Origin of the sequence: Paenibacillus sp. NPDC058177 (genome assembly GCF_042883835.1) — a bacterium.
GTDB classification, from domain to species: domain Bacteria; phylum Bacillota; class Bacilli; order Paenibacillales; family Paenibacillaceae; genus Paenibacillus_AQ; species Paenibacillus_AQ agri.
The window spans coordinates 1-12,575 of sequence record NZ_JBHVVB010000010.1; the positions used below are offsets into that span (position 1 = coordinate 1).

General features: G+C 50.8%; 12 protein-coding genes, 1 rRNA gene and 1 riboswitch. Of the genes, 11 read left to right on the forward strand and 2 right to left on the reverse strand.

Going from position 1 to position 12,575, the window contains the following annotated elements; genetic code table 11:
* Together rrf and ACFVU8_RS27100 are read left to right on the forward strand one after the other, a co-directional pair.
* Positions 1–93, forward strand: a 5S ribosomal RNA gene (gene rrf, locus ACFVU8_RS27095); the annotation flags it as partial.
* A 249-nt stretch (positions 94–342) separates the two neighbouring features.
* Complete coding sequence (locus ACFVU8_RS27100; RefSeq protein WP_066379366.1) at positions 343–1,089, forward strand: acyl-[acyl-carrier-protein] thioesterase; 747 nt, start codon at positions 343–345, stop codon at positions 1,087–1,089.
* Between the two features lie 235 nt (positions 1,090–1,324).
* On the opposite strand, the gene ACFVU8_RS27105 is transcribed toward ACFVU8_RS27100, so the two are convergent.
* Both ACFVU8_RS27105 and ACFVU8_RS27110 read right to left on the reverse strand, forming a co-directional pair.
* Entirely contained in the window at positions 1,325–2,281 is a 957-nt protein-coding gene (locus ACFVU8_RS27105) for an AraC family transcriptional regulator (protein ID WP_387431493.1), read from the reverse strand.
* A gap of 33 nt (positions 2,282–2,314) precedes the next feature.
* Positions 2,315–2,770: an SAM-dependent methyltransferase gene (locus ACFVU8_RS27110; RefSeq protein ID WP_066379378.1), complete on the reverse strand. Its 456-nt coding sequence runs from the start codon at positions 2,768–2,770 to the stop codon at positions 2,315–2,317.
* Between the two features lie 124 nt (positions 2,771–2,894).
* Here ACFVU8_RS27110 and ACFVU8_RS27115 point away from each other — a divergent pair, with 124 nt between their 5' ends.
* The 9 genes from ACFVU8_RS27115 (at position 2,895) to purK (ending at position 12,570) form a co-directional block, all read left to right on the forward strand.
* Positions 2,895–5,033, forward strand: coding sequence for a DNA topoisomerase III (locus tag ACFVU8_RS27115; RefSeq protein WP_387431495.1), 2,139 nt, complete (start codon positions 2,895–2,897; stop codon positions 5,031–5,033).
* Between the two features lie 585 nt (positions 5,034–5,618).
* On the forward strand, positions 5,619–6,053 hold the full coding sequence (locus tag ACFVU8_RS27120) for a MerR family transcriptional regulator (protein ID WP_379467439.1): 435 nt from the start codon (positions 5,619–5,621) through the stop codon (positions 6,051–6,053).
* Positions 6,054–6,407: 354 nt separating this feature from the next.
* The gene (locus ACFVU8_RS27125) at positions 6,408–7,610 is read left to right on the forward strand and encodes an MFS transporter (protein WP_379467441.1); all 1,203 of its coding nucleotides are present in this window, start codon (positions 6,408–6,410) and stop codon (positions 7,608–7,610) included.
* A 228-nt stretch (positions 7,611–7,838) separates the two neighbouring features.
* Positions 7,839–9,062 carry an MFS transporter gene (locus ACFVU8_RS27130; protein ID WP_379467443.1) on the forward strand — a complete coding sequence of 408 codons (1,224 nt, stop codon included), beginning with the start codon at positions 7,839–7,841 and terminating at the stop codon, positions 9,060–9,062.
* 132 nt (positions 9,063–9,194) lie between these two features.
* On the forward strand, positions 9,195–9,437 hold the full coding sequence (locus tag ACFVU8_RS27135) for a hypothetical protein (protein WP_387431497.1): 243 nt from the start codon (positions 9,195–9,197) through the stop codon (positions 9,435–9,437).
* A 54-nt stretch (positions 9,438–9,491) separates the two neighbouring features.
* The gene (locus ACFVU8_RS27140) at positions 9,492–9,755 is read left to right on the forward strand and encodes a DUF1294 domain-containing protein (protein ID WP_066379397.1); all 264 of its coding nucleotides are present in this window, start codon (positions 9,492–9,494) and stop codon (positions 9,753–9,755) included.
* Positions 9,756–9,808: 53 nt separating this feature from the next.
* A complete protein-coding gene (locus ACFVU8_RS27145) occupies positions 9,809–10,243 on the forward strand; it encodes a universal stress protein (RefSeq protein WP_379467448.1) in 435 nt (144 codons plus the stop codon).
* Positions 10,244–10,488: 245 nt separating this feature from the next.
* Positions 10,489–10,590, forward strand: a riboswitch (purine riboswitch).
* Between the two features lie 223 nt (positions 10,591–10,813).
* Complete coding sequence (gene purE / locus ACFVU8_RS27150; RefSeq protein WP_387431499.1) at positions 10,814–11,299, forward strand: 5-(carboxyamino)imidazole ribonucleotide mutase; 486 nt, start codon at positions 10,814–10,816, stop codon at positions 11,297–11,299.
* Positions 11,296–12,570: a 5-(carboxyamino)imidazole ribonucleotide synthase gene (purK, locus tag ACFVU8_RS27155; protein WP_387431501.1), complete on the forward strand. Its 1,275-nt coding sequence runs from the start codon at positions 11,296–11,298 to the stop codon at positions 12,568–12,570. The genes purE and purK overlap by 4 nt, the downstream gene beginning before the upstream one ends.
* Positions 12,571–12,575 lie beyond the last annotated feature (5 nt).

Genomic DNA, 12,575 nt, shown 5'->3' on the forward strand with positions numbered 1-12,575 from the left:
CCACGCGTACCCATCCCGAACACGACCGTTAAGCCCTCCAGCGCCGATGGTACTTGGACCGAAGGGTCCTGGGAGAGTAGGACGCCGCCAAGCACATGAGCCCTTGTTGATTTAATCAACAAGGGCTTTTTGTTGTCTAAAGATTCAAATTACAGAGTAAATCCCAGAAAAGTTTGTGGGTAAATACAGGAAAAGTGTAAACTATTTAAAGTTACCCACATGTGGATAAAGGATTTTAAGTGCTTTTTAGGTGAGTACTCCCCAGATTATGTGGATAGGCAGTGGGATATGTGGATACTGCCTACAAAACCGATAGATATTTTATATGAAAGAAGGATACCTATGGATAACTCTAACAAACTTGTGTGGATAGAGAAGCAGGTTGTACATGCTAGCGATACAGATTATCGTTCCAATGCCAAGTTGTCTTTTATTCTGGATATGATGCAACGTGCAGCAGATTCTGCGGTAGGAGGGCTAGGGGTTAGTCTGGAGAAAATGCTAGAGGCAGGAATGGCGTGGATGCTAATTACACTGGACATTGATTTTCGATCCACACCACGGCCGAATGACAGGCTATCTGTTCGAACCTGGAGTAAGGGAACCAAAGGCGCTTTGTGGCAGCGGGATTACCGAATTTTTGATAGTAGTGACAATGAGATCGCGAGCGCGCGCTCCATTTGGGCTCTGGTTGATATCGAAAAACGCAAAATTCTCCGGCCTTCAGCACTACCAGTTCCAGTGGAGCACTATGTAGCTGATTCAGTAGGAGAGATGTCGAGCAAAGTGGAGATCCCTGAGGAGCTGCTTATGCAGGAAGCTTATCGTTATCAGGTAAGATACAGCGGACTGGACAATAACGGGCATTTGAACAATGCCAGATACGGTGATTTATGTTGTGATGCGCTGTCTTTGGATGAATGGGGTGGAAGAACGATTAAACGTTTCAGAATTACTTATTTGCAGGAAGCGACCTTTGGACAGGAGATAACAATTACCCGCTCTTCGGTGGAAACTGAAGGGACGTTTGTCCAGGGGATTTCCGGCGATACGGTGATTTTTACGGCTTGTCTAACATTTGCAGAGTAAGAGCAGCAGAGGTAGAAGCGCGAAGTTAGGAGTATTAGTTTAGAAAAATAAGTAGAAGTGAAAGTAAAAGTAGATGCGTCAAGCTAAAATAGAATTAGGAGTAGAAATAGCAGTAGAAATAGAGTATGCACAAAATTAAGACCCGGTCTGGTTAGAGGCTCGGGTCTTTTGTTATCTAACCTATTATGAAGAAATATAAACATTTATTAGGTTAACTGTTTTTTTAACTATCGAATTATAGCAGTTCTAATGGAATATAAATTTCGCTAAGAGAGGATTCATTGTCCGGACCGAGATAGGCATCGCCATAGTATTCAAACTCATAAGGAAGTGACAGACGGTAATCGGTCTTGGGTAGCCATATTCCATAAATGTATTTATAGGTAGAAGATACTTCCCTAGAAAGGCCTTTATGTATGAATCTGAGGTATCGGGCTGGCGGGAGTCTGTGAATAGGAAAATCAGCGCTGGGGCCTGTATGCGACAAAATGTTTAAAGATTCATCCAGGAAGGAAGTTTCTAAGACTCTACTTTGGAAATCATGATGTTTTTTACTTTGCTCCAACAAGGAAGCAAGTAACTCACATGCGCACATGACCGAAAATGCACTGTGATCATCCTTTTCAGGCCAATAAGCGACTTGATAGTATTTTTCTGGAAGCTTGCGCTGGGGAATATTATGAATGCTATTAAATAGTCGGGGCCAGGTTTGAGTGATGACATCGGGATTATTTTTTACCCTGGCGAGAGGTCCTTGAAGGATGATCTCACCCAGCTCAACGAGCTGTGGAGGCGTGCTAAATGTAGCTGACAAATGCAGTAGATCGCGTTCATGCATTCTATGAAGCAGAGGGAGCATCGTCCCGGCCTGCCTCTTTCGGACAAGTGTGGGGGTGGTGTGCAGTAGTCTTTTGAAAGCCCGGGTGAAGGTCTCATAGTTATTAAAATGATAATGAAGCGAGATGTCCAGAAATGAGCGATCCGGACTGTGGATAATATCCAGAGCGGCTTCAGTGATTTTTCGCCGGATGATGTATTCCCCAGGAGCCATTCCAGTAACCGCTTGAAACAAGCGTATGAAATGGTAGAGAGAATATCCCATTGCGTTAGATAGTGCAGCTACAGGAAGAGACGCTGTGAGGTGGTCCTCTATAAGATTCAGAGCTTTAAGAATAAGCTGGCGGTTGTTCATGGTTCTGCCTCCTGTAGCCGTGATTTAGATATTTTAACTTGGATCGGGGAGCCACCAATCACCCCAGTTAGCAGACCAGGAAGGGACGCGCACATCTTTAACACGATCGGTACTTGGGAAGTAAGCCTTGATGTCGAGGATAGAGGTGCCGGAATAAGCGTCCAATCCAGCAACCTCTATTATGCCGGTGTCTCCGTCCACGGATAGAATAGCTGCGACACTGAGACCTAAAGGATTCGGACGAACAGGTGAGCGGGTGGCGAATACCCCTGTGATTGGCGCATCATATGGCGGGTCGATCTGTGTGGTCTGACGGAAGTGATCCTCCGCAAATTCATGCAACCACCATAGAATCTGGCAGTGACTGAAGCTGGATAACCCCTTTAATGCGGGAGCAAACTCAGAGCTGATTAGAATGCGCTGTCGGTTTCCCCCGGATGTTGTAACTGAACCTATCGGAACTATAGTATAGCTTTCTTTTTCACACATGGCTGTGACTCCTTTATGATATGAAGTACATTGTAATTGTATAACCGCCAGCATAATCAGTCCTGACGTTATTTGCTGTCTTTCATTTAATGCTATAATAATTCCGTATGGAAAGGAGAGAGTTATGAAGGTACTTGTATTGGCGGAAAAGCCGTCTGTGGCGCGGGAGATTGCGCGGGTTATGGGATGTAAGGAGAAGCAGAAGAGTTATATAGAAGGACCTAAATATATAGTCACCTGGGCGTTGGGACATTTGGTTGGCCTGGCGGAGCCTGAGGATTACAACAATAAATTTGCGACCTGGGCTTTGGAGGATCTGCCGATCCTGCCCGAGAAGGCGAAGCTGAAAGTGCTGCGGGAGACGAGCCAACAGTACAAGGCGGTACAGCATCTAATGAAACGGCAGGATGTTGGAGAGCTGATTGTGGCTACCGATGCTGCGCGTGAGGGTGAGCTATTGGCGCGTTGGATCATGAACATGGCAGGTTGGAAAAAGCCGTTCCGGCGCCTTTGGATCTCTTCGCAGACAGATAAGGCGATCAAGGAAGGGTTTGCTGCGCTGCGGCCGGGCAAGGATTTTGACCGATTGTATGAATCGGCACGCTGCCGGGCAGAAGCGGACTGGATGATTGGGCTGAACGTCACACGGGCATTGACCTGCAAGTTCGGCGCACCGCTATCGGCGGGACGGGTGCAGACACCATCACTCGGAATGATCATGGATCGGGAAAATGAAATTACCAGCTTCCGTTCGCAGGATTTTGAGACCTTGTCTGCTGATTTTGGGCATTTTCAGGCTGGCTGGCGGGCCAATGGTGGAGATGGACGGATTTTTGATAAAGAGAAGACAAAGGCTTTAAGTGAGAAGCTTACCGGACGGAACGGACGGATTACGAAGGTACAAAAAAGTGAAAAGAGCGAGCCGCATCCACTCGCTTATGACCTGACGGAGCTGCAACGCGATGCTAACCGCAAGTTCGGCTTCTCGGCGAAGCAGACATCCAGTGTATTGCAGCGTCTTTATGAGCAGCACAAGTTGGTGACTTATCCGCGTACGGATAGCCGTTATTTGTCCTCCGATATGACGGGTACACTGAAGGAGCGTTTGGATAGTGTGGCTGTCGGGCCATATGCGACACTGGCCCGCCCGCTGCTGCGCAAACCGCTGCCAATCACAAAGCGGATTGTGGATGATAGCAAGGTGAGCGATCACCATGCAATTATTCCTACGGAGCAGACAGTGCTGCTTAACGGATTAAGCACGGAGGAACGGAAGCTGTACGATCTGATCGTACGGCGCTTCATCAGCTTGTTCTATCCACCGGCCCGCTACGATGCTGTAGCGGTGACTGTACAGGTGGAGGGCGAGAGCTTCCACGTCAAAGGCACCACGGTAAAAGATGCCGGATGGCGTGAGGTTTACGGCGGCGATATGAGTAACGACGACGAAGATGAGAATGCGGCGGATGAACCAGCCGCAAGCGGTATTAAGCTGCCGGAGCTGCGCGAAGGCGAGACGGTGACGGTTCGGCGCTGCATGGTCAAAGCCGGACGGACTCAGCCGCCGAAACGGCACACGGAGGCATCGCTGCTAACGCAAATGGAGAAGCACGGGCTGGGCACCCCAGCCACACGCGCCGACATTATCGAGAAACTGGTTAGCTCGGATACAATCGAGCGTCAAGGGAATTCGCTGCATCCAACTGGCAAAGGAAAGCAGCTTATCGGTCTGGTATCGCCACAGTTGCGCACACCAGACCTCACCGCTCGCTGGGAAGCGGAGCTGGAGAAGATCGCCCGCGGTCAAGGCCGTCCTGAGCCATTCCTGCAAGGTATTCGTAGCATGGCACAAGAGCTTGTATCTGGCGTGAAAACTAGCACAGCAGAATACAAGCCGCATAATGTCTCCAGCAGTCATTGTCCGGAATGCGGAACAAGACTCCTAGAGAAGAAAAGTAAACGAGGTAAGATGCTGATTTGTCCGGCAGACAGCTGTGGCTACACCCGTTCGGGAGAGAAGCGCCTATCCAACCGCCGCTGTCCACAGTGCCATAAGAAAATGGAACTGAAAGAAGGTAAGGCAGGACTGTATGTACAGTGCCTGGGCTGTGGCATCACGGAGACGATGGATAAAGACCACAAACATGTCAACAAGCGTGAGCAGCAGAAGCTGGTGCAGCAGTACAGCAAGCAGGAAAGCATCGGCTCCAACCTGGGTGAGCTGTTAAAGGCTGCAATGGAAGGAAAGAAAGGAAGCGAGTAGGGCCCCGTAACTTTGGATAGAAGGAGTAACGGGGTCAGTAACACTAGCAAGTAGGGAATTTTGTTGTTCAAAATCTCGTGAGTAGCTAAAGGCTTCGCTATAGAGGGGAAGCTGAAGGTTCAAACGTTTTGAATCTAACGCTATGAATCGGTAAATTCCTCTTGGGGTATGGCATTGGTCGGTTCAGGCTAATTAATTTTTAAGTTCAGCTTATAATTAGGAAAGAAAACAAACTACGAACAAAGCTGCTTGGATCAGAGCAGAAGGCAGAAGAAGCCGTTAATCACTAAAAGTAAACTCTCCTCGCCTCCAATCTTGTTCATACAATTAAGTAAATGTGTTGGAGTCAGAAAAGTAACCTAATCTCAGGGAAAAGAGAAGAGAAAACTAGGTAGCTTGACTCTAAAGATATGAAAGGACTCGGTGCTGGTTGCCGAGTCTTTTTTTGTATGGTGATACTGAAGCTACTTATAATAAGGATAAACAATATACAAATTTGACGTTAACGTTAACATTATATATAATATAAGAGTAGTCAAAATAATCAAAAATCAATGAACTTATAGATTGGAGCAGGAGGCCGTTATGAGCTGGTTAAAGATTGAACAGGTCGCGCAGGAAACCGGGCTAACCAAACGCACCATCCGTTATTACGAAGAGATGGGGCTGCTGGCATCACCGCAGCGGAGCGAAAAGGGGACGCGGCTATATACCGAGGAGGATATTGAGAGTCTCCGCAGGATTATGGATGCGAAGGAGGTCCTGGGCATCTCACTGGTGGATTTGCAGCAGTTTGTAGCCTTTCATGATTTGCTGGAGAGCTATCGCAGCCATTACAAAGGGAGAGCTGAAGTACCGGGCCGGAAGGAAAAGCTAATTGAACTAGAGCAAAAGCTGGGTGAACAGTTAGAAGCTCTGGACCGGAAGCTGGAAAAGATGACATCATTCCGAGCAGAGCTGGAGGATATGAGGCAGCGGTCCAGAGATGTTCTGGAGCAACTGGAGTCACAGGAGGATTGAGCTCACACTAGCTGGAAAAGATGACATCATTCCGCGCAGAGCTGGAGGATATGAGGCAGCGGTCCAGGGATGTTCTGGGACAACTGGAGTCACAGGAGGGTTGAATCATACTAGCTGGAAAAGATGACATTATTCCGCGCAGAGCAGGAGGATATGAGCAGCGATCCAGGGATGTTGTGGAGCAACTGGAGTCACAGGAGGGTTGAATCATACTAGCTGGAAAAGATGACATCATTCCGTCAGAGCAGGAGGATATGAGGCAGCGGTCCAGGGACGTTGTGGAGCAATGGATGGGGTCTAGGGATAATCATCAGGGTATGGACAGCTTGAGATCTACATTTGGAGGGAAAGAAAATGGGAATAAATTCGGAAGGTTTGCAGCAAAATGCCGGAAGATTGACTCAGCCACGGGCGGTTTGGGCCGTGGCTTTTGCTTGCGTAATTTCTTTTATGGGACTTGGGTTGGTGGACCCGATTTTGCCAGCCATCGGAAAACAACTGCATGCTACGCCGAGTCAGGTATCACTGTTGTTCTCCAGTTATAATCTGGTGACAGGCATCGCGATGTTGGTTACAGGTTTCATTTCCAGCCGGATCGGGATGAAATGGACGATGATGACGGGGACGGCATTGATTGTCCTGTTCGCCCTGCTGGGCGGAATGTCAGGCAGCATTGGACAGCTTGTTGGCTTCAGAGCAGGCTGGGGTCTCGGCAATGCATTATTCATTGCCACGGCGCTTTCGGCCATTGTAGGTCTGTCGGTGCGCGGCTCGGCCAAGGCGGTTATTTTATATGAAGCGGCCTTGGGGCTGGGAATTTCGGTCGGACCGCTGCTGGGCGGTGAGCTGGGTTCGATTTCGTGGCGCGGGCCGTTCTTCGGCGTAGGCGCACTGATGGCAATTGCTTTTATATCCATAGGGCTATTGATGCCGAAGGTTTCAAAACAGAAAAGCCGGGCTTCCCTGGCTGATCCTTTTAAGGCGCTTAGACATCCGGGCTTGCTGGTGCTGGCGATTACCGCGTTTTTATACAACTTCGGGTTCTTCACACTGATGGCGTACACGCCGTTTGTAATGAATCTGGATGAGCATGGTCTGGGTTATGTGTTCTTCGGCTGGGGCTTGCTGCTGGCCTTTACTTCTGTCTTTGTGGCCCCGCGTCTGCAAAAAAGGTTCGGGTCGATCCGCTCCATGTCTGCCGTGCTGCTGCTCTTTGCCCTTACGCTGCTGGTCATGGGGATCTGGACCTCTTCACAAATTACGATGATTCTGGCAGTAATCATTGCCGGAGCTTTCCTCGGAACTAATAACACGCTTATAACAACCGCTGTTATGGAGGCGGCACCTGTAGAGCGGTCCACAGCATCGGCTGCGTACAGTTTCGTGCGTTTCATCGGCGGTGCATTGGCACCTTGGCTGGCCGGCAAGCTGGCGGAATGGTACAACCCGCATGTTCCTTTTTACATTGGGGCATTATTCGTTGTGGTGGCGGTAGCCATCGTCATATTCGGACGTAAGTATCTAACACATGTGGATACGGCATCTGCCGGACACTGAGAGATTATCTGTCGATATAGAGAGAAAGGGACCTGGAGCTCACATGAGCCGGGTAGTTGGAACATTCTTAGCAGCACCGACTTGACTTACTGTAAAATCCGAAGGGTATTAAGAGCTTTGCCCCATCATCTTCCAAACCTGAGAGGGATGTGTTTTACTTAAAGGGCCGAAGACGAACCCTGTGAAACACCAAGCCTTCGGACTATGAAGGATGGAGCAGGTGATGGTATGTCCGATCTGCGGCAGGCAGATCAACTTGCATCGGCAGGAACCTCAAAGCGAGGTCGGAACAGCCGATTTTTCTTTTTGATCATTGTTTATTTCTATTGGTTTTCTTCTTATATTTATGTTCCAGTGCTTTCACCTTATGTGGAGCATTTGGGTGCTTCCTACATGATGGTTGGCATGGTGCTTGGTGTGTACGGACTGATGCAGATTTTGTTCCGTCTGCCAATGGGCATTGGTTCGGATTACATGAACCGCAGGCGACCGTTTATTTATCTGGGACTTATTGCAACGGCTGCGAGTTGTTTTCTATTCATGTGGGGTGCAGCGCCTGGATGGGCACTTGCGGCACGAGCCGTGTCCGGCATTTCTGCGTCGGCATGGGTGGTGTACACGGTGATGTTCACGGGATATTTTTCTAAGGACGAAGCTGGAAAGGCGATGGGCATGCTGCAGTTTACTACAGTGATTGCCCAACTCACCAGTATGATGATAAGCGGCTATATTGTCGATCACTGGGGCTGGGGTGCACCGTTCCTGATCGGCGGTATTGTAGCTATCTTGGCCCTGCTCTTGGCCCTACGTTTGCCGGAGCAAAGGCTGGAGCGAAGCGAGGGCGCTATGCAGGTCAAGGATCTGGCGCTTGTCATCAAGGAACCGCTGCTGGTTAGGGTGTCGCTGTTATCGGCCTTGGCCCACTGTGTGCTGTTCATTACGATGTTTGGTTATACGCCAAATCAGGCGCTGAGCATCGGGGCAAGTAAAGAAAGTCTGGGCTGGCTGACACTGGCCTTCATGGTCCCGCATGCGTTAGCCACTCTCTATGGTTCTCGTATGTTCGGAAAGTTACTGGGTGACCGTGGGACGTTGCTGCTGGGTTTTGTCGGAACGGCATTGTGTACTCTATCCATCCCATTCATGCCGACGCTTGCCGCACTATGCATCACTCAAGTGGGCAACGGGTTTATGCAGGGACTCATTTTCCCGCTGCTGCTAGGTAAGTCGGTCTCGGGCGTTGATCCGTCTAAACGGGCTACGGCTATGGGTTTTTACCAGGCGGTGTATGCTGCAGGGATGTCGGCCGGACCGTTCGTAGCTGGCTGGATGAGCTCGGCGTATGGCCTTGAGGGTGGTTTTTGGCTAGGAGGGATTGCGGCTACGTTGGCTGCAGTGTTGTCCCTAGTGTGGATTGAAGGGAAAGTGCCCGCGAAAAAGGTTTTGCGCTGAGAGATGGCTGGCAGAATGTTAGAACGTAAGAGCTGAATGCAGAGTAGAGGAACAGGGACGTAAGTATACCAGAATGTTCGGAACTCCAGAACTCCAGAACGGTAGAAGCCTGAGAACTCAGAATGCTAGAACATGGAATGGTCGAAATATGAACTCGGAATGCTAGAACATCGTAACGGCCGAAGCATGAGAACGCGGAAAGCCGGAAAATCGGAACAGTCGAAATATGAGCACACGGAAGGCCGGAACATCGAGAAGGTCCAGAATGTAAGAACTCGAAATGCCAGAACAACGGAACGGTCGAAACATGAGGACACGGAAACCCGGGACATCGGAATGGTCAGAACGCTGGTGCGGATTATTGGTTTTTTGTGAAAAGGGTAATATAATAAGAAGTAGATAGGTTGCAAGGAGGAGGGGCCGGAAAGAATGGTCAAATTGGTCATGGTGTGGTTTGTGGTGATTAATGTTATCGGGTACGTGGTCATGTCCGAGGACAAGAACAAAGCCCGTAAAAGACGGGATCGGGTGCCGGAAAAGACCCTGTTTCTGTTAGCGGCCATGGGCGGAGCGCTAGGTGTGCTGATCGCAATGTACCGCAAGCGCCACAAGACGCGACATCTGTCCTTCAGGATCGGAATTCCGCTGCTGCTGCTTCTGAATGCCTTGCTCTACAGCTATTTTCTAAGATGATGGCATTATGAATCTCATGATTGCTATACAAAACAGAAAAAGAGGTGGCGTACATGTTATTCTCTAAAATTTTGCTCGCCTATGACGGTTCTAAGGCTTCCAATCAAGCATTGGAGCGCGCAATTGAACTGGCTAAGGTCACACCAGGTTCATCCCTGCATGTCGTACACGCATTTGATTTCCCGCGCTTTTTCATCGGGGAAGCTCTCGCGCCTCTGCCGGCTTCGGTGAATAAGGAATATTATGATCTCGCAGTGCAGACGACGGAAGAAGTGAAGGGACGTCTTGAGGCGGAAGGGCTGAATGCCCATGTAGAGCTGCTGCAGGGTTCACCTGCGGAGGTCATTTTGAATTATGCCAAGGAGAATGGTGCGGATGTTATTGTCATCGGTAGTCGTGGACTTGGTGGGATACGTGAATTTGTTCTAGGAAGTGTCAGCCATAATGTCGTGCAGAGTGCACGTATTCCAGTGCTGGTTGTTAAATAAATAGATGGCAGGGGAGGCCGCTGACGGCTTTCCCCTTTTTTGCGTACAGGTCTGTTCAGACTGTTATGGCTTACAAACTTGAAGGTGGAGACTATCCATTCCTGTTAGCCTTTGTAAGAAAATAAATCTGTTTTTCAGAATAATAGCCCTTTATTACGAAAGGAAAGATACTCAAAAGCGAACGTTTCAACTTTTGTATTTTACAATGTTCGTGTTTAAGTTGACATGATGTGTAGGGCGTTGTTAAACTAAAGCTATGAACAGCTCGTATAAAGCCGGGGATATGGCCCGGAAGTTTCTACCCGGGAACCGTAAATTGCCGGACTACGAGGAGATGTGATGAAGGATAGCCGCAGCAGCACCGGGTCTGTGTAACATGCCGATGTTGTATGTGCTTTTCCCGCACCGGATGAAGCGTCATTCAGGGGCAGCGGGACCCGCCCTCATGTATTTCCTTGGCAGTCCGATCCTCCCGCAGCAAAATGCGTCTGGAAATCGGGCTTTTTTTTTCGGAATTATGGAAAACTAATGTGTACCTATCTTATTTTTAACGGAAGGCAGGGTCAAATCATGTCTGTGCAAGTCGGTGTCATCATGGGCAGTACATCGGATTGGGAAACGATGGAGCACGCCTGTGCAGTGCTTGACGAACTGGAAATATCCTATGAGAAAAAGGTAGTGTCCGCGCATCGTACGCCGGACCTGATGTTCCAATATGCAGAGGAGGCGGCAGGGCGTGGCCTCCGCGTCATTATTGCAGGCGCAGGCGGAGCAGCGCATCTGCCAGGGATGGTGGCAGCGAAAACTGTACTGCCAGTCATTGGTGTGCCCGTGCAATCCAAGGCGCTGAACGGCCTGGATTCGCTGCTCTCGATCGTGCAGATGCCAGGCGGGATTCCGGTGGCGACAGTAGCGATCGGCCGTGCCGGAGCCGTGAATGCGGGCCTCCTGGCCGCGCAAATCATCGGCGCATTCGATCCGCAGGTACAGGATCGAGTGCAGCTCCGGCGGGATGCTATTACCGCCGGAGTGCTGGAAAGCAGCGACAGCTTATGAGGCCGGAGGCACAGAAGCTGCCCGCTGCAGATGTGGCGGGCGGCGCGGGGACGTCCGGATCGGCAGCGGCCCGGACTCTGCTGCCGGGCGCGACTATCGGCGTGCTCGGCGGCGGCCAGCTTGGCCGCATGCTGGCGCTGGCCGGCAGCGCCATGGGTTACCGCTTCGTGGCGCTGGACCCTGCGCCGGATGCGCCCTGCGGGCAAGTGACGCCGCAGATTACAGCGGCGTACAACGACCGGGACGCGGCGCGTGAGCTGGCGCGCCGCTCCGATGTCATCACGTACGAGTTCGAGAACGTCGACGCAGGCGTAGCCGCGCTGCTGGCGGAGGAATCGTACGTGCCACAGGGCAGTGCGCTGCTGTATACGACACAGCACCGCCTGCGTGAAAAAGCTGCGATCGAGGCTGCCGGCGTGCCGGTCGCCCCGTACCGCATGGTGGGCAGCCTGGCCGAGCTTGAGGCCGCGGCTGCCCAGCTCGGTCTGCCCTGTGTGCTGAAGACAGCCACAGGAGGCTATGACGGCAAGGGACAAGCCGTCATCCGCGAGGCTGCCGAGCTCGAAGCGGCATTCCGGCAGGTAGCGCCGGGAGCCGCAACGACTGGCACGCCCGCCGGTGAAGCGGGCGCATCGACCGCAGCAGCCGTGCCGGAGCTGGTGCTGGAGAAATTCGTTGCTTTTCAATGCGAAATCTCCGTCGTTGCCGCCCGTAGCGCGTCTGGCGAGGTGAAGAGCTTCCCGCCTGCGGAGAATATTCACGTGAACAACATCCTGCACCTCTCTATTGTGCCTGCACGGGTGCCGGAAGAAATTCAGCGCAGAGCTTGCGAGCTGGCGGAGAGACTGATCACCGGATTGAACGCTGTAGGCCTGCTGGCTGTAGAAATGTTCGTTACGGAGGATGGTGAGCTGTTCGTCAATGAGCTGGCACCAAGACCGCACAATTCCGGGCATTATACTATGGACGCCTGTGCGACTTCGCAGTTCGAGCAGCATGTACGGGCGATCACCAATCTGCCGCTGGGAGACACGACGCTGCTGACCCCGGTAGTCATGGTCAATGTGCTCGGGCAGCACTTGGAAGGTGCAGTAAATACGGTCAGCGCTTATGATGAAATAGCCAATAAGCTGGGGGTTATCCCCAAGCTTCATATATATGGCAAGACAGAGAGCAAAAATGGTCGTAAAATGGGCCATATCAACCTGCTCTGCAAGGACACCGAAGACGGGCTGTCCTGGGTAGAGCAATCTAACCTTTGGAGGAACTGAAAAGA

Bases quoted from the DNA above. Each gene is read 5' to 3' on its own strand.
- ACFVU8_RS27100 (WP_066379366.1), top strand. From the start codon at position 343: ATGGATAACTCTAACAAACTTGTGTGGATAGAGAAGCAGGTTGTACAT.
- ACFVU8_RS27105 (WP_387431493.1), bottom strand. From the start codon at position 2,281: ATGAACAACCGCCAGCTTATTCTTAAAGCTCTGAATCTTATAGAGGAC.
- ACFVU8_RS27110 (WP_066379378.1), bottom strand. From the start codon at position 2,770: ATGTGTGAAAAAGAAAGCTATACTATAGTTCCGATAGGTTCAGTTACA.
- ACFVU8_RS27115 (WP_387431495.1), top strand. From the start codon at position 2,895: ATGAAGGTACTTGTATTGGCGGAAAAGCCGTCTGTGGCGCGGGAGATT.
- ACFVU8_RS27120 (WP_379467439.1), top strand. From the start codon at position 5,619: ATGAGCTGGTTAAAGATTGAACAGGTCGCGCAGGAAACCGGGCTAACC.
- ACFVU8_RS27125 (WP_379467441.1), top strand. From the start codon at position 6,408: ATGGGAATAAATTCGGAAGGTTTGCAGCAAAATGCCGGAAGATTGACT.
- ACFVU8_RS27130 (WP_379467443.1), top strand. From the start codon at position 7,839: ATGTCCGATCTGCGGCAGGCAGATCAACTTGCATCGGCAGGAACCTCA.
- ACFVU8_RS27135 (WP_387431497.1), top strand. From the start codon at position 9,195: ATGGAATGGTCGAAATATGAACTCGGAATGCTAGAACATCGTAACGGC.
- ACFVU8_RS27140 (WP_066379397.1), top strand. From the start codon at position 9,492: ATGGTCAAATTGGTCATGGTGTGGTTTGTGGTGATTAATGTTATCGGG.
- ACFVU8_RS27145 (WP_379467448.1), top strand. From the start codon at position 9,809: ATGTTATTCTCTAAAATTTTGCTCGCCTATGACGGTTCTAAGGCTTCC.
- purE (WP_387431499.1), top strand. From the start codon at position 10,814: ATGTCTGTGCAAGTCGGTGTCATCATGGGCAGTACATCGGATTGGGAA.
- purK (WP_387431501.1), top strand. From the start codon at position 11,296: ATGAGGCCGGAGGCACAGAAGCTGCCCGCTGCAGATGTGGCGGGCGGC.